General features: G+C 67.5%; 17 protein-coding genes. 2 read left to right on the forward strand and 15 right to left on the reverse strand.

The genetic code is table 11. The annotated features are described in order from the left end of the window. Positions 1–2 precede the first annotated feature (2 nt). On the forward strand, positions 3–863 hold the full coding sequence (locus tag F0U60_RS36065; protein WP_395806590.1) for a hypothetical protein: 861 nt from the start codon (positions 3–5) through the stop codon (positions 861–863). An 18-nt stretch (positions 864–881) separates the two neighbouring features. Here F0U60_RS36065 and F0U60_RS36070 read toward each other — a convergent pair whose 3' ends face one another. The 8 genes from F0U60_RS36070 to F0U60_RS36105 form a co-directional block, all read right to left on the reverse strand. After that, positions 882–1,970: a hypothetical protein gene (locus F0U60_RS36070; RefSeq protein WP_395806591.1), complete on the reverse strand. Its 1,089-nt coding sequence runs from the start codon at positions 1,968–1,970 to the stop codon at positions 882–884. A gap of 121 nt (positions 1,971–2,091) precedes the next feature. Further along, complete coding sequence (locus tag F0U60_RS36075) at positions 2,092–2,364, reverse strand: YtxH domain-containing protein (RefSeq protein WP_395806592.1); 273 nt, start codon at positions 2,362–2,364, stop codon at positions 2,092–2,094. Positions 2,365–2,403: 39 nt separating this feature from the next. Next, entirely contained in the window at positions 2,404–2,850 is a 447-nt protein-coding gene (locus tag F0U60_RS36080; protein ID WP_395806593.1) for a hypothetical protein, read from the reverse strand. Positions 2,851–2,887: 37 nt separating this feature from the next. Beyond that, positions 2,888–3,088 (reverse strand): hypothetical protein, encoded by a 201-nt coding sequence (locus F0U60_RS36085; protein WP_203406286.1) that lies wholly within the window; start codon positions 3,086–3,088, stop codon positions 2,888–2,890. Positions 3,089–3,136: 48 nt separating this feature from the next. Continuing rightward, entirely contained in the window at positions 3,137–3,361 is a 225-nt protein-coding gene (locus F0U60_RS36090) for a DUF3618 domain-containing protein (protein WP_395806594.1), read from the reverse strand. After that, complete coding sequence (locus tag F0U60_RS36095; RefSeq protein ID WP_395806595.1) at positions 3,351–3,827, reverse strand: phage holin family protein; 477 nt, start codon at positions 3,825–3,827, stop codon at positions 3,351–3,353. The genes F0U60_RS36090 and F0U60_RS36095 overlap by 11 nt, the downstream gene beginning before the upstream one ends. 108 nt (positions 3,828–3,935) lie before the next feature. Then, positions 3,936–4,700: an endonuclease/exonuclease/phosphatase family protein gene (locus tag F0U60_RS36100; RefSeq protein WP_395806596.1), complete on the reverse strand. Its 765-nt coding sequence runs from the start codon at positions 4,698–4,700 to the stop codon at positions 3,936–3,938. Positions 4,701–4,717: 17 nt separating this feature from the next. Next, entirely contained in the window at positions 4,718–5,179 is a 462-nt protein-coding gene (locus F0U60_RS36105; RefSeq protein ID WP_395806597.1) for a hypothetical protein, read from the reverse strand. Positions 5,180–5,442: 263 nt separating this feature from the next. Here F0U60_RS36105 and F0U60_RS36110 point away from each other — a divergent pair, with 263 nt between their 5' ends. Further along, positions 5,443–6,348, forward strand: a complete 906-nt coding sequence (locus tag F0U60_RS36110) for a M23 family metallopeptidase (RefSeq protein WP_395806598.1) — start codon at positions 5,443–5,445, stop codon at positions 6,346–6,348. Positions 6,349–6,351: 3 nt separating this feature from the next. On the opposite strand, the gene F0U60_RS36115 is transcribed toward F0U60_RS36110, so the two are convergent. From F0U60_RS36115 to F0U60_RS36145, 7 genes are all read right to left on the reverse strand, one after another. Next, entirely contained in the window at positions 6,352–7,245 is an 894-nt protein-coding gene (locus F0U60_RS36115; protein ID WP_395806599.1) for a 3-keto-5-aminohexanoate cleavage protein, read from the reverse strand. A gap of 28 nt (positions 7,246–7,273) precedes the next feature. After that, complete coding sequence (locus tag F0U60_RS36120) at positions 7,274–8,062, reverse strand: enoyl-CoA hydratase/isomerase family protein (RefSeq protein WP_395806600.1); 789 nt, start codon at positions 8,060–8,062, stop codon at positions 7,274–7,276. Continuing rightward, entirely contained in the window at positions 8,005–8,718 is a 714-nt protein-coding gene (locus tag F0U60_RS36125) for a TetR/AcrR family transcriptional regulator (RefSeq protein WP_395806601.1), read from the reverse strand. The genes F0U60_RS36120 and F0U60_RS36125 overlap by 58 nt, the downstream gene beginning before the upstream one ends. Positions 8,719–8,808: 90 nt before the next feature. Beyond that, positions 8,809–10,374 carry a hypothetical protein gene (locus F0U60_RS36130; protein WP_395806602.1) on the reverse strand — a complete coding sequence of 522 codons (1,566 nt, stop codon included), beginning with the start codon at positions 10,372–10,374 and terminating at the stop codon, positions 8,809–8,811. A gap of 135 nt (positions 10,375–10,509) precedes the next feature. Beyond that, positions 10,510–10,860, reverse strand: coding sequence for a helix-turn-helix domain-containing protein (locus F0U60_RS36135; protein ID WP_108074726.1), 351 nt, complete (start codon positions 10,858–10,860; stop codon positions 10,510–10,512). Positions 10,861–11,235: 375 nt separating this feature from the next. Continuing rightward, positions 11,236–12,681: an AMIN domain-containing protein gene (locus F0U60_RS36140; protein ID WP_395806603.1), complete on the reverse strand. Its 1,446-nt coding sequence runs from the start codon at positions 12,679–12,681 to the stop codon at positions 11,236–11,238. A 181-nt stretch (positions 12,682–12,862) separates the two neighbouring features. Then, positions 12,863–14,140, reverse strand: coding sequence for an alpha/beta hydrolase (locus tag F0U60_RS36145; RefSeq protein ID WP_395806604.1), 1,278 nt, complete (start codon positions 14,138–14,140; stop codon positions 12,863–12,865). Positions 14,141–14,143: the final 3 nt, after the last annotated feature.

Genomic DNA, 14,143 nt, shown 5'->3' on the forward strand with positions numbered 1-14,143 from the left:
ATATGAAACGCCTCCTGCTGTCCACTGCCGCCGCCTCTCTCCTGCTCTCCCCCCTTGCCTGCGACCAGCTCCTCGCAGAGAAGATGATGGTGGGCACAGTGCTCTCCACTCCGGATGTGGACGTGTCGCTGTCGGCCATGGCCGGGTTCGACGCCGGTACGCTGCCCGACGGCGGCTTCTACGAGGAGGATCGACTCACCCTCCCGGGCCAGACCGCCGCCTATGTCTTCTTCGGCACGCGCAATGGCGACCAGGGCACCCCGGAGCCCATCTCCAACGCCACCGTCCGCATCGAGACACAGAACGGCAACACGCTGAACCTCGAGAACAAGGGCCCGGGAACCTACGGCCTGATGAGCAGCTCCGGGGAGGACGCGGGCGTGAAGTACCAGTCCGGCACCACCTACCGCTTCATCGCCGTGCAAGATGGCGATTCGCACGTGGGCAGCGTGGAGGACGCGCCAGCCCAGGAGCGCATCGACACGCTCCACCCACCGGCGGGCTTCGTCCGACACCTGGCCAACCAGGAGCTCACGCTGCGGCGTCCCGCGGTGGCCGGCGGCAAGGAGCGCACGATCGGCTTCGTCACCGTCATCCCGCTGAGCTCAGACGGCGACAAGGGGGAGCCCACCTACTCCAACATGCCGACGGATCCGCTGGGCTTCCTCCAGCTCGCGGCCCTGCCCGCCGATTGGAAGCGGGACACCCTCACCATTCCGGGCAGCGCCTTCCCCCAGCCGCAGAGCAACTACCTCGTCGTCTTCCAGACGGTGAGGTCGGGCGGCGCCGAGTCCAACAACCTGTTCATCGGCAGCGCGCTGCTCGTGGGCACCGCGGACGTGGGCATGGTGCGCACGCAGTAACCCGCCGCGCCCTCCCCTTCACCCTGCTTCCACCTCGAGCTCGAGCCGACCCTCGAGCTTGAGGCGCAGCAGGTGCCCCGCGAAGCGCTCGGACTCCTCGCGGGTGAGGATACTGCGGAAGCCGGGTCCATCGGCCACCTCCACCTCCATGACGGGCCCGCGCTGCAGCAGTCGGAAGAAGTCCTCGCCTCCCTCGGGGCGAGGCACGAAGACAGGCAGGAAGCCCTTCACAGGCAGCACCTCTCCCGGCGCGAGTACCCGCGCCACCAAGGCCGTTGCCTCCAGACGCACCTCGCCCGGCGCTACGCCCTCCTCCGGGTAGAGCGGCGCTGGCGGCAGTGACACCTCCTCTGTGGAGTCGTCGAAGAGGAAGCCGTAACGCGAGGGGATGCGTCCGGCGAAGAGGTACAGCAGAAGCACGGGGGCATCTCCCCCCACGCGCTCCACGTGGAGGACGGCGCGCGTGGCGCCCACCTTGCGCAGCAACAACCGCAGGCGCGGAGGCGATGCGCTCAGGTAACGCCGCACCCTGTCCTGCACGGTGGTGCGGATCTCCTCGAAGGTCGCTTGGAAGCGGGCCTCACTCTCAGCCTCGTCCTTCGCGAGCGCCTCGCGAGCCCGCGTCAGCTTCTCCTCCGCCTGGCGCAGGAAGTCCCGCATGGGTGCGTCCGAAGAGGCAAGCGCTGACTCCGATACCGCCCCGGACAGGCCCGCCCGCTCCTGGCTCGCCGCTCGCACCGCCCCCACCAGGAAGGAGCCCTGCTGCTCCAACCGCTCACGCTCCTCCTGGAAGCGCAGCCGCACGGCACCGTGCGCCAACCGCAACTCGAGCCACGCGTCATAGGCGGACTCCAGCGTCTCCAGACCGCGCACCCGGGCCAGGACTCCGCGTGTCACGGACTCGGCGGAGGCACCAGGCCCTGGTGACTCACTCGGCGCCTCGGGCCGTACCGGCGCGCTCCCGGTGCGCGTCAGGGTCGTCTCCACGTCGACGCCCCCGGCGGGCATGTCAGGCAGCGAGTCTTCGCGCTTCGACGAAGCACGTCCCACGCCCTTCCCTGTCCGGCCCTTGCCTCCAGCCGGCTTGTGCACCTTCCTCGACGTCACGCCGCGAGCTCCCGCATGGTCCCGGAGTCTACTGCCTGGAAAGTCGAAGGGGCGACCCGGTCTAAGCGGATCGCCCCTCGATCACCGCCCAGCAACCGGGCGGCGCACGTCCTGTCGGCGGCTAGGCGCTGCGGGACACGGACTCGGGACGCTGCCCGTTACCGTTGGCCAGCGAGTCCTGCTCTCTCTGCAGCCGGTTGCGCAGATCATTGCGGAGCTCGTTACCGGCCTTCGGGGCCATCAGCAGGCCCAGGCCCGCGCCCACCAGCATTCCCACGGAGAAGGCGCCCAGCGTGGGCAACAGCCAGTCCGCGGGACCCTTCTTGGTCTCCAGCCCGAACAGCTCGAGCAGGTCGTCCTTGTCCATCTTCTTCAGATCATTGGCGCTGAACATCGCGGGCGCTCCTGTGTGGAGGGTGAAAACAACAGTGAATCACACCTGAGGGCCCTGAGGGCCGCCAACGCCACCGCTCCCGCTCATGTTGGACACACGGCCGGCGCCCACCTCGACTCCGTGCAGCGCCGCCTCGGCCATGCCGATGAGCTCGTCCTTGACCATGGGCAGCGCCGCCAGCCGCACGCCCAGCCGGATGATGCGCCCGGTGGTGCGCGTAAAGAGGCCGCCGCCGAGCACGTAGCCCACGCCGAAGGCCGCGGCCAGCATCAGGTACGGGTTGCGATCCACGCGGCCCTTGAGATCCAACGACTCCTGCAGGTCCGTCACCGCGCCGCGCGCGTCGTCCCACAGCTGCTGCGCGTCCGAGCCAATCCGGTCCACGCGATGGCCGAAACCCGCCTGCCCCTGCCCCTGATTGCCCTGCGCCTGGCCACCGTTGGCCGACTGGCCACCATTGCCCGGGTTGCTCTGGAAGGTCGTCATGTAGGAACTCCGAATCTTCGAGGAAACGGTGACACGCTCAGCGGCGGGACGCGATGCGGCCGACGATGAAGCCCACGGCCACGGCGCCCAGCAGGCACGTTCCCGGGTTGGCGCGGATGAAGCTCACCACGCGGTTGTTCATGTCCTCCAGGTTGCGCCGCGCGTCCTCCAGCTGCGGAAGCACGTTCTCCTGGAGCTGACGGGCCTTGTCCTGCAGGTTCTGCGCATTGACGTCCATGAAAGCCATCCTCTTGAGGTTGAAAGGGTGGAACGAAGGTGGGGCGCCTCAGCGCCTTTGGCTATTGCCGATGACGAATCCGATGAAGAAAGCCGCGCCCACGCACGTGAGGGGCCGTTCACGCACCCACTCGCGCCAGTCGATGCGCCGTGCGACCTCCTCGCGCAGCTCGCCCACCGAGTGGACGAGCTCGGCACGGGTGCGTTCGATCTCCGCGCGGATCTGTTCAGGTGTCTTCTGCTGCATGACTCTCGCCTTGTAGTCAGCGGTCATGACCGCCCCCTTGGGGGAGGACCGCAGGCTGGACCTGCGCGGTCACGGCCACAACCGGAGCCTGGGCGAGCGCCGACACGCTGCGCTCAAGCTCCTGGGCGGTCCCATCCATGACCCGGTGGGACTTCAGGCGCAGGGCGACCCGGGCGATGCCCAGGACACCGCCCACCAGGTTGACGGCTCCCACCAGCGCGAGCGCTCCGGCCCAGCCGACCCACGACGCCAGGACGACGGACAACGCCCCACAGAGGAAGGCATAGCCCACCAGCACAAAGGGCACGAACGAGGCGATGAGCGCCACATCCATGCCCATGACGCGCGCGTCCTCCATCAACTCCACGCGCGCCAGCGTCAGGTGCTGTGTCACCAGCTTGCTGAAACCATCCGTCAACCGTCCAACGAGCGCAGTCAATTTGCGCTCCGTTTCGGTGCCCAAGCCCATCTGCTCCCCGGCCGTCGCTCTCATTCGGAGGCCCCAACGTAGGTCTCCCCTGTTCTCCGCGACAACCCCGTCACGAAGCGATGTGTCCGGCGTTCGTCAGCGTCGGCCATCCGACGAGCCAGCGCCCCCAGGCTACCCGATGAGCTGCACCGGTGCCGAGCGGGGCGTCTGGCCTTCGATAGGGGCCTCGAAGCGCATCACCAGCGGCAGGTGATCCGAGGCCACCGCCGAGAGCGAAGTCCGGTGGGCGTGCAGGCCCAGCGGCCGCACGCCCGAGTCCACGTAGATGCGATCCAGGCGCAGCATCGGAAGGCGGGAGTGGTAGGTGCGCACCCGGCTCCCCAGCTCCAGGGCCACGTCGTGGATGGCCTGGCGGACCAGCCCGGGGACCGCGCCGGGACCCCAATAGTTGAAATCTCCACACACCACCACAGGATCATTCCGCACGGCATCCCGGAGGATGTCGGCGGACAGCAGCAGCGCCTCCTGACGTCGACGCTCGCGCATGCTCAGTCCCAGGTGCAGACAGAAGACGTGGAGCTGCCGGCTATTGCCCAGGTCGAGATCACAACGTAAGGCGCCCCGAGACTCGCGGCGCCCAACGCTCAGGTCGTAGTTCTTCGACTTGAGGATGGGCAACCGCGAGAGGATGGCATTGCCATAGCGGCGGCCATTTCGCACCACGTTGGGGCCGAAGGCCATGTGCAGCCCGAGCAGATCCGCGAGGTGCTCGGGCTGATCCTCGCGGGCCGTCACGCCCCGGTAGTCGCCTACTTCCTGGAGGGCGATGATGTCCGCGTTGATCTCACGCAACACCTCGCCCACCCGATGCAGATCAAAGTGGCCATCCGTCCCGATGCCACTGTGGATGTTGTAGGAGACGAGCGTCAGTTCCACGTCCAGCCCACCCCCGGTCAGCCCTGTACGAGACGGAGCCGCTGCGCGGCCAGGCGGGCCGCTTCCATGGGCAGGGACAGCAGCCGACCCGTGGCCTTGGTGGCGTCCTGGATGCCCGACTGCAACGTGCGGAAGTGGCGCAGGGCCTCGTCGAGCACGTCGCGCAGCGCCCCACGCGACAGCATCGGCTCCTCGACAATGGGCAGCGCGCCGATGGGTTGGCCCCGGTTGGTCGCGGTGGGCTTCACCGGAGCGTTGGCGGACAGCCCCGCCAGCGCCTCGAGCTGCGCGTTCATGGCGCGCACCTGGAACATCTCCTCCGTCTCTGCGTGGGTACGACCGTAATGAATCTCCTTGTCGCTCCGACGCTCCGTGGCGCGCCGCTCGGACAGGGCCTGCTTGTCCCGGCGCCGCAGACCGCGGCTCGGAGTCGAGGTCTTGGCTACGGTGTAGTGCTCGAAGCTATACGAACGCGGCATCCGAATTTCTCCCCCTCAAAAAACACCCCAAAAACGCCCCAAGAAAACGGATGAACGGAAGCTAGGAAGCCGTACGGGCAGAGGGAACGCTGAAGCTCAACAGGGGCCTGCCCGTCCGCCTGCTCCTCGGAGAAAGGGACGTGCGCCACCTCTTCTCCTGGAGGCCGGCGCTGACAGCCTCAAGGCGGACAGTTGGGGGGTTGTCGCTGTCGTCCATCGTTGACGGTCCCCCCACCCTGCACGCATATCTCGCGGCCGTGCACATGAACTCCCTCCGACGGCTTCCGTTCCTCCTACTGGCCATCGGCCTGTCCGCTCTCGCCGCCGAGGAGCGTCCCCTCCTCTCCCTTCAGCCCACCGCCGCCCATCCGGGCGATCCGGTGCTTGTCACCGTGCGAGGCCTCACCCAAGTCCCCACGGGGACCCTGGGAGAGCGCCCCTTGCGCTTCTATCCGGTGCGCGACGGTTTCCAGGCCCTCACGGGGCTCGCGGTGGAGCAGCTGCCGGGACAGGTGCCGGTGAAGGTGTCGGTGCCCACCCCTGGCGCCGCGGTCCCCACGGAGCTCACGGGCACGCTGGACGTGGTGGCCCCGGGCTGGCCCGAGCGGACGCTGAAGGTGGCCAACAAGTTCGTGAAGACGAAGCCGGCGCCCGAGGTGCAGGCGCGCATGGAGGCGGATAAGGCCGCCTTCGCCGCCGCCTTCGCGCAGTCCTTCGTCGCGCCCCTCTTCAACGAGAACTTCGCCTGGCCGCGCCAGGACACCGTCACCGCGCCCTATGGCGATCTGCGCACCTTCAACGGCAAGAAGCAGAGCCAGCACTTCGGCACGGATCTGCGCGGGGCCGTGGGCGTGCCCGTGTACTCGGCCAACGCGGGCACGGTGGTGATGACGCGCGACGCGTACGCCTCGGGCAATACGGTGCTCGTGTACCACGGGGCCGGCCTCTACACGGCCTACTTCCACCTGTCGGCCACGAACGTGAAGGACGGCCAGCGCGTGGAGCGCGGCCAGCTCCTGGGCAAGGTGGGAGCCACCGGCCGCGTCACCGGCCCGCACCTCCACTGGGGCGTGAAGGTGGATGACCTGTGGGTGGATGGCGAGACGCTGCTGAAGCTCGACTTCAACAGCAGCGGCGTCCCGGCCGTGACCCAGCGCGACAAGCCGTAGGGCTCACCACGCCTGACCAATACCGAGCGCAGCCCGGGCCTCGTCCGGGCTCATGGGCTCGCGGCCGATGTCGCGCGCGAGCCGCACCGCCTTCTCCACCAGCGGCCCGTTGCCCTTGGCCATCTCCTTGCCGGCCGGGTCCAGGTAGAAGTTGTCCTCGAGCCCCACACGGATGTTGCCGCCCAGCACCAGCGCCGCGGCCACCAGCTTCCACTGCACGCGGGAGATGCCAATCACCTCCCACGTGTCCTCGGGGCGAATCTGCCGCGCCATGGCCAGCAGGTTCTCCGCCGTGGGCGCTATCCCGCCCAGCACCCCGAGGATGAAGCTGTACTGCAGCGGGCCCTTGAGCGCCCCCATCTGCAGCAGCGGCTCCGCGTTGTGCACGTGGCCCAAGTCGAAGCACTCCAGCTCCGGCTTTACCCCACCCTCGCGCATGGCGTCCGTGGCCAGCAGGATGTCCGAGAAGGGATTGGGGAACACGAAGTCGAAGACGAAGCCCTTCCGCTTCTCTGAATACTTCGCGTAGTTCATCGACCCCATGTTGAGCGCGGCCATCTCCGGCCGCGTCTTCCACACGTAGGCCAGGCGCTCCTTCTTCTCCTCCTCGGACTCGACGCCCATGTTGAAGCCGCCGGTGGAGAAGTTGACGATGATGGGGCTGCGCTTGCGCACCTCTTCCTTGATCTGCCCGTAGATGTCCGCGCTCCACGTCTGATCCCCCGAATCGGGCTCTCTGCCGTGAATGTGAACCACCGCGGCGCCTGCCTCATAGGCGCGGCGGGCCTCCTCGCCGATCTCCACCGGGGAGTACGGCAGGTACGGGCATTGATCCCTCTTCGCCAGCACGCCCGTCAGCGCGCACGTGACGATGACCTTGTCCTTCGACAGCGGCATGGGGCACCTCCTCCGGGCTCGACAAAACTCAGCGATCGTTCCACTTCGGGGGACGCTTCTCGATGAAGGCGGTGACGCCCTCGGCGGCGTCCTCGGCCAGCACATTGAGGGACAGCTGTGAGGACAGGTACTCGATGGCGGCGGGCAGGGGCAGGTCCTCGGCGGTGAAGAAGGCGCGGCGTCCCAGGGCGAGCACCGCCTGGCTCTTGCCGGCCAGCTTCCCCACGAGCCCCGCCACCGTCGTGTCCAGCTCTGCCGCGGGCACCACCCGGTTGAGCAGCCCCAGCGCGAGCGCCTCGCGCGCGGACAGCCGCTCCCCCGTCATCACCATCTCGAGGGCCCGCTTGCGGCCCACGTGCCGCTGCAGCAGCGCCATCATCATCATGGGGAAGAGCCCCACGTCGATCTCTGGCGTGCCCAGCTCGGCGTGCTCGGCGGCCACGGCCAGGTCACACCCGAGCACCAGCCCCAGTCCGCCCGCGAGCGCATGTCCATTCACGCGCGCCACCGTGGGCTTGCGAATGTCTTGCAGCCGAAGCAGCAACCGGCCGTAAGCCCGGCGCCCCTCGTGGGTCGCGAGGAAACCACCCTCCCCGCTCATTTGCCCGAGGTCTCCCCCGGCGCAGAACACCTTCTCGCCCGCGCCGGTGAGCACCACCACGCGCACGTCGGGGTCCGCCTCCGCCCTGTCCAGGGCCGCTAGCAGCCCGTGCAGCACCTCGGGCGAGAGCGCGTTGCGAGCCCTCGGCCGATCAATCGTTAGGAGCGCTTGCCCGCCTTCGGCCTGGTACCTGACGACGCTTTCTCCTGCTTCCATGACACCTCCGAGGAAGTGGTGGCGCCGGGGAGGACGCCATGAAGGAAGGAATTGGCGATCTGTACCTTGGCGCGCTCGAGCGCCTCGGGGCTGCGGTCCTCCACCAGTCCGGACACGAAGGCGGTGAGCCCCATTTCGATGGCGCCGAAGAGCAGCGAGGCGCACAGCATGGGGTCCGCGTCCGCGCGCAGCTCGCCCGCGGCTTGGGCGCGCGAGAACATCTCCGCGGACATGCGGATGGTGTCGAGGAAGGCCTGCTGCCGGCTGACCACCTGGGTGCCCGCGGGGCTACGGGCGACCTCCAGGATGAGCACCTTCACCGCGCGGGGATCCACCCGGTAGGCCTCGAAGGCCACCTCCGCGATGCCGTGCACCTTTTGCTCGAGCGAGCTGCTCTCGTCCTCGGCCACCGCGCGGAGGCGCGAGACGAAGCCGCTCCACCCCGTCTCGACGACGGTCTCCAGCAGCTCGTCCTTGTTCTTGAAGTAGTGGTAGACGAGCCCGTAGGCCACGCCCGCCTCACGCGCCACGTCCGCGATGCGGCAGCCGTGGTAGCCCTTGCGTGCGAACACGTCGATCGCCGCACGCAGGATGGTGCGGCGACGCTCGTTTTCCCGGCTCCCTGCCTCCTCGGACTTGCTCTGCCGCTGACTCACGCGGTGTTTCTCCCCAGTTGATTCGCCAATCGGCTGGGGAGGACGCTACGGAGGCAGGGGCCCGGGGTCAATGCCCTTGCCAGACATCCGTTACGGGAAGATATCCCCGAAGACCCTGGGGGCGGAAACGACGACCTTGTGACCGTCCTCCGGCGAGGCGGTGAAGGCACAGCCGGCCGTGGCCTCCCAGTTGATGGGGGTCGGGTAGTCCGGCACCGTGTCACTGGTGGGGTCGCGCACGTCCTGGATGACGTAGCGCATGAGCGTATAGGCCGGATAGGTGACAGCGATGCCCTTGGTCAGCTTGGCCACCTTCACCGGACCGACCGTGCCCGACTCGCAGCCGTCGTCGTCGCTGTTGCGGGCCAGGCTGTTGAACCAGGGGTCCGCGACCAGGAACTCCGCGAGCAGCTGGCCGAACTTGCCGATGCGGTGCTTGGTGCCCACAGGCAGCGGGCTGAGCGCGCGGATGACGGACCGATAGTTCTCGGACGGAGAGGTGGGGTCGCGGCGGTCCTGATCGTGCGGCCAGCCCGTCCAGAGGATGCGCTCCTGGACCCAGATGAGCGAGACGGCGTCGTACTTGCCGTTCTTGCCGTCCCACTTGCCGTTGCCGTTGGCGTCGACGTAGCGCTCCGCTCCGTCCGTCCCGCCCTCCCGCGTCGCATCCCACGTGCCGTTGTCGTTGTTGTCGACGAAGGGCTCGGTCAGGTCGACGAAGGGCTCGCCCTGGTCATAGGTGCCGTTGTTGTTGAGGTCATCGAAGGCCTCCTCACCCGTGGTGATGGCGATGATGCTGACCAGGTTGTCGCGGGGGTTGTTCTCCTTGCCCGGGCGGATGGGGTCCGGCCGACGAGGCTCCTGGAAGTTGTAGGGCCCCGCGTAGTTGGTGATGGGATCCTCGACCCACATGAACGGGTGCATCCACAGCGGGGCGAGGTACTCGCCGGTGTGGATGGTGTCGTTGGCCGGGTTCCAGGAGAAGGTGCCCGGCTTCACGTCGTCGGGGAGCGGCAGCGAGGTCTTGTAGAGGACCTGGGCGTTGCCCACCACGTCGGTCACGGAGGAGGCGCTGGGACCGATGGTTCCGGCCTCGGTGAGGAAGGAGACCTGCGCCCCGGCGATGCCATCACCGTTGCGATCCGCCACGTGGGCAATGCAGTTCAGCTTCACGCCGGCGATGAGATGACGCGTCTCGTCGAAAGCGCCAATGGCATGCACGCCACCCGAGCCATCACCCGCGATGGAGCCGCACTGGAAGGTGAACTGGCGGGCGGTGGAGCTGGCACCCGCGAAGGTGACGGCGGGGCTGACCGCCATCTTCTCCTCCACCCGGGCCGTCACCACCACGGAGGAAACACGGCCCCCGTTGGCCACCACCTGCGTGGAGGCAATGCCGGTGGACGCGTCGGTGGTGGCCTCCGTGGGATTGATTTCAATGCCGGAGACGGGCGCCTGCACCTCGAAGGTGACACGCACACCCGGCTGCGGCTGACCACGGGAGTCAATGGCACGGAAACGCAACGTGGTGATCTCTCCCAGCCTGGGCTGAAGAGGAGATTGATCCACGAACTCCAGCGTAGCCGGGAGCGGGGGCTGGCAGGCCGCGAGCATTCCGCTCGCGACCGCCACACACACGGCGAGACCCAGACGCATCTGAGAAGACTCCTTAAGAAGGGGAAGAGCGCCGCACGCCATTGACGCACAGCGAACACTTCCCCATCTTCCCGGTCCCAGATGCGTTCCGTCAAGGCGGCAGCCGAACAAGCTGCCGGGGCCAGGCAAGCAGGCTTAGGCCGCGGAGCCGCTGAACATGGCCCGGGCCACACCCAGCAGGCGATCAACGTCCCGGGCTGTCAGGCCCCTCGCACGAGCGAAGTCCGACAACGGCCGCAGCAAGTCCTCCGTCTGCGCCGGTGTCTCCTCCGTTCCAGCGAAGAGCTCGCCCAGGCTCACGCCCAGGGCGTTAGCCAGGGCGGCAAGGGTTTCCACATGCGCAACACGCTCTCCCCGCTCGATCATCGAGAGGAAGGAGACGCTAATTTGCGCCCGCTCCGCGAGCTCCTCTTGTGTCCAGCGCTCCGGGCGCTGGGTGCGAAGTTCACGAATGCGCTGTCCGATACGTTTGCCGAGTTCCGACACGAAAGACCTCGTCCTCCTCAGGGGAAGCAGTCAGGGAGTGAAGAACCACGCACATGCGGCCGGGATTCCAATTCCCCGGTCTCAAACGTCCAGACCCCGGCAGTAATGAAATTGCCACCAGGATTCGAACGTGCTCGCCCCCTTTTTGAATCTTGCCACCCCTTCGCTACATCAGCTGATGGAAGGCAGACTCGCCACGAGCTCGTGGTTTGTACGACGGGCTGTATCGTATCCCGAGTTCAAAGCCGAGCGTCACGTGGGGTCCCGGCGCCCGAGGTGGCGTGCCCGATGGGGATTCATGCGAGCGGGCCCTACCTCAGGCATCCAGGTTCATGTGTAGGGGCTTATCTCCCTGGAAAATACTCGCATGCTCTCTTAGCGGCGAGCGGGGCGCTGGAACTCGATCGACAGCTCGTTGCCGTCCTGGTGCGTCTGAAAGGGAACCTGCTCCTTCAGCTTGATAGCAACTCGGACCGTGCGCGAGGGGCCCACCTTGGGATCCACCGAGACCACCGCCGTGTCGAAGAAGGAGGTGTTGAGCGGCAGGGTGTTGTTCGACTCGATGATGCGGGTGTTCTCCAGTTCCAGCACCACTTCCTTGTTGCCCTCGGTGACGGTGTAGCGAACGGGCTCGTTGGTGCGCACGAAGACGCGCGAGGCCGTGGACTCCTGCTTGAAGCCCACCAGCGTCATCGTCTTGCGACGCGAGGAATCACCCGCGCTGTCCCCCTGCTCCACGGTGGCCCGACGCGGCGTCTCGGCCTGAGCGATGCGAGCCTGGCGCGCCTCGGCCCGCTCTCGCTGCCTCTCCTCGGCGGCGGCCTGGGCCTCCTCGCGCTGGCGCTCACGCTCCTCGGCAGCCAGACGCTTCTTCTCCTCGGCGGCAGCGCGGGCGTCCTCTTGTTGACGCTTCCTCGCCTCCGCCGCGGCCTGGGCCTCGGCCTCCCGGCGCGCCTTCTCGTCGGCCTGCTGACGCTTCTTCTCCTCGGCGGCGGCGCGGGCTTCCTCCTGCTGGCGCTGCTTCTCGGCGGCCGCAGCCGCTTCCTTCTCCGCTCGAGCCTGCTGAGCCGCCACCCGCGCGGACTCCTCCTGAGCCTTGCGATCGGCGTCGGCGCGCGCCCGGGCCTGCTGCGGGGTCTCCGCATCCGCCTGCGCCGCTGCGGCCGCCTGCGCCGCGGCCTTCTCCTGCTGCTGCCGATCCGCCTGCGCCGCCGCGGTGGCCTGGGCCACTGCTGTCTCCTGCTGCTGACGATCCGTCTGGGCCGCCGTGGCCGCCTGCTCCGCGGCCTTCTCCTGCTGCTGACGATCCGTCTGGGCCGCCACCGCCGCCTGATCCGCGCTGGCGCCAGGCGTCGTGGCCGGAGCCGTGCCCGCGGGAGCCGTGCCCGCTGGGGCCGTGGTGGGCTTCGCCGCCACCGCCGCGCCACCAGCACTCGCCACGCTCACCACCAGCGAGTTTCCGGTGGCCTGGATGTCTGGATACACCTCGCGCTCAAAGCCAATGAGAACGCGGGCGATGTCTGAATCATCGGAGCCGTAGCTGGCCGTCCGAATGGCGGTGATGGTGCCATTGCCCACCGAGATGTCCTCCTTCACGCCGGAGAACACGGCCTCGGAGATGTCGATCACCAACCGGGGCGGATCCGTCATCGTGAAGGTGGTGAAGTTGGGCTTCTTCGTCCCGACGATCTCCACCGTCCCGCCCCGCACGTTCACGCCCGTGATGGTGTTGAGATTGCCGGCCGAGGCTTGCCCCTCCTGCGCCAGAGCCAGACCCGGCACCAGCACGCAGGCAAGCAACGCAACCACGATGGCCTTCATCGGCGACTTTCCTCCGGACGGACGCATTCGACCGCGAAGCTAACATGCAGTGCTGGGACTCCAACTTTCCAGCAATCCCGCTGCGGCGGCGGCTGTCCTCTCCCAACTCCCAGCTCCCGGGAGGAGGTTCACTTCTCATCAACCCCAGGCGAACCCATGAAAATCCTACAGCTCCGACCCCTCACCGCAAGCGAGGCAGTGCGGGCGACCGGTTGCGATGGGTGCGCGCATACTCGATGAGGTTTTTGATGTCGTAGCAGATCTGCCGAATGTCGTGCCCCATCGTCAGCTCGATGTGGCTGTTGCCCTTCACCGGACGCCAGAGGAGGTACTCGCTCTGGGCCGCGTGGTACACGCTCCGGGTGGACTCCACGGACGCCAGTGGATCCATGTCCCCAAAGATGATGGCCATGGGGATGTGGATTTTCGAGAAGCCACGCTTGAAGTCGAACCCGGTGCGATAGCAGACCATCTCGCCGCGGCGGATCCATCGCGCGAACTGCTCCACCACCTTGCGAGGCTCGCGCTCTCCGCCCTCACGCAGCAGCCAGCGCACGTCCTGAGCACTGACGCGGGCGGGATTGCTCAACCGGTTGATGCGGGTGGTGATGCGGTTGAAGACGGGATGATCCTCGGCCCGGGCGAGCTGCCTCTCCGCGAACTTCAGCCAGTCATCCACTGGGATGAAGTGGAACTGGCGCTTGCGGGGTGCGTCCTTGGGCTCCAACCACCGAGCCAGGCTCTCGTTGAGGGCGGAGGCGCCCCGGGCGAGCAGCATTCGTCCTGTGTGTCCTAGCCGCTCCTCCAGGTTGAGGCCGGCAATTGCCGCGTCGATGGTCGCGCCCAGCGCGGGAGTCCACAGGGCGAGCATCCGCAGCAGCATGATGCCCCGGCCCAGGTCCGCCGGAGAGCCGATGGTGATGAGGCCCTCGAAGTCGTCGTGGATGCCAGCGTAGCCATAGCCGAGCATCCCCCCCATGGAGTGGCCACAGTAGAAGATGCGCTCGCGCCGGGTGATGCGCTTCACCCCCGACACAGCGGCCGGCAGGTCGTAGAGGAAGTAGCTGTCGATGTCCCAGCCGTAATCCAGGTCCTGCGGAAGCGGGCGGCGGAAGCGAGCGGCGCGCTCCTTCTGGAATTCGATGGAGCTCTTGCCGTGTCCGCGCAGCTCCAGGATGTGGATGTCCACCCCGAAGAAGAGCAGGTTCTTGACGAACTGGCCGCTCGTCCAAGCGTGGCGGTTCTGGGAGAAGCCGTGCACCAGCAGCAGCGGCTCGCCGAACAAGGGCTGTGCGAAGGGCTGCTTGACGGGGCGGTAGCGGGTGATGACCAGGGACCAACCGTCGGCCGTCTCCACTACGTACTTGGTCTTCTGGTACAGCGAGCGGAAGTCGAGCTCATCGACTGTGGGTGTATGGGGACCCGTTGGAGTCGCCGCTCTCCAATCCGGCAAGCGCATAGC

The organism is Archangium minus (assembly GCF_044360475.1).
GTDB classification, from domain to species: Bacteria; Myxococcota; Myxococcia; order Myxococcales; family Myxococcaceae; genus Archangium; species Archangium minus.

What these genes read in the sequence shown, in the direction of transcription:
- F0U60_RS36145 (WP_395806604.1), bottom strand. Translation starts at nt 14,140, where the DNA reads ATGCGCTTGCCGGATTGGAGAGCGGCGACTCCAACGGGTCCCCATACA.
- F0U60_RS36110 (WP_395806598.1), top strand. Translation starts at nt 5,443, where the DNA reads ATGAACTCCCTCCGACGGCTTCCGTTCCTCCTACTGGCCATCGGCCTG.
- F0U60_RS36130 (WP_395806602.1), bottom strand. Translation starts at nt 10,374, where the DNA reads ATGCGTCTGGGTCTCGCCGTGTGTGTGGCGGTCGCGAGCGGAATGCTC.
- F0U60_RS36115 (WP_395806599.1), bottom strand. Translation starts at nt 7,245, where the DNA reads ATGCCGCTGTCGAAGGACAAGGTCATCGTCACGTGCGCGCTGACGGGC.
- F0U60_RS36140 (WP_395806603.1), bottom strand. Translation starts at nt 12,681, where the DNA reads ATGAAGGCCATCGTGGTTGCGTTGCTTGCCTGCGTGCTGGTGCCGGGT.
- F0U60_RS36085 (WP_203406286.1), bottom strand. Translation starts at nt 3,088, where the DNA reads ATGGACGTCAATGCGCAGAACCTGCAGGACAAGGCCCGTCAGCTCCAG.
- F0U60_RS36065 (WP_395806590.1), top strand. Translation starts at nt 3, where the DNA reads ATGAAACGCCTCCTGCTGTCCACTGCCGCCGCCTCTCTCCTGCTCTCC.
- F0U60_RS36090 (WP_395806594.1), bottom strand. Translation starts at nt 3,361, where the DNA reads ATGACCGCTGACTACAAGGCGAGAGTCATGCAGCAGAAGACACCTGAA.
- F0U60_RS36095 (WP_395806595.1), bottom strand. Translation starts at nt 3,827, where the DNA reads ATGAGAGCGACGGCCGGGGAGCAGATGGGCTTGGGCACCGAAACGGAG.
- F0U60_RS36080 (WP_395806593.1), bottom strand. Translation starts at nt 2,850, where the DNA reads ATGACGACCTTCCAGAGCAACCCGGGCAATGGTGGCCAGTCGGCCAAC.
- F0U60_RS36120 (WP_395806600.1), bottom strand. Translation starts at nt 8,062, where the DNA reads ATGGAAGCAGGAGAAAGCGTCGTCAGGTACCAGGCCGAAGGCGGGCAA.
- F0U60_RS36105 (WP_395806597.1), bottom strand. Translation starts at nt 5,179, where the DNA reads ATGCCGCGTTCGTATAGCTTCGAGCACTACACCGTAGCCAAGACCTCG.
- F0U60_RS36075 (WP_395806592.1), bottom strand. Translation starts at nt 2,364, where the DNA reads ATGTTCAGCGCCAATGATCTGAAGAAGATGGACAAGGACGACCTGCTC.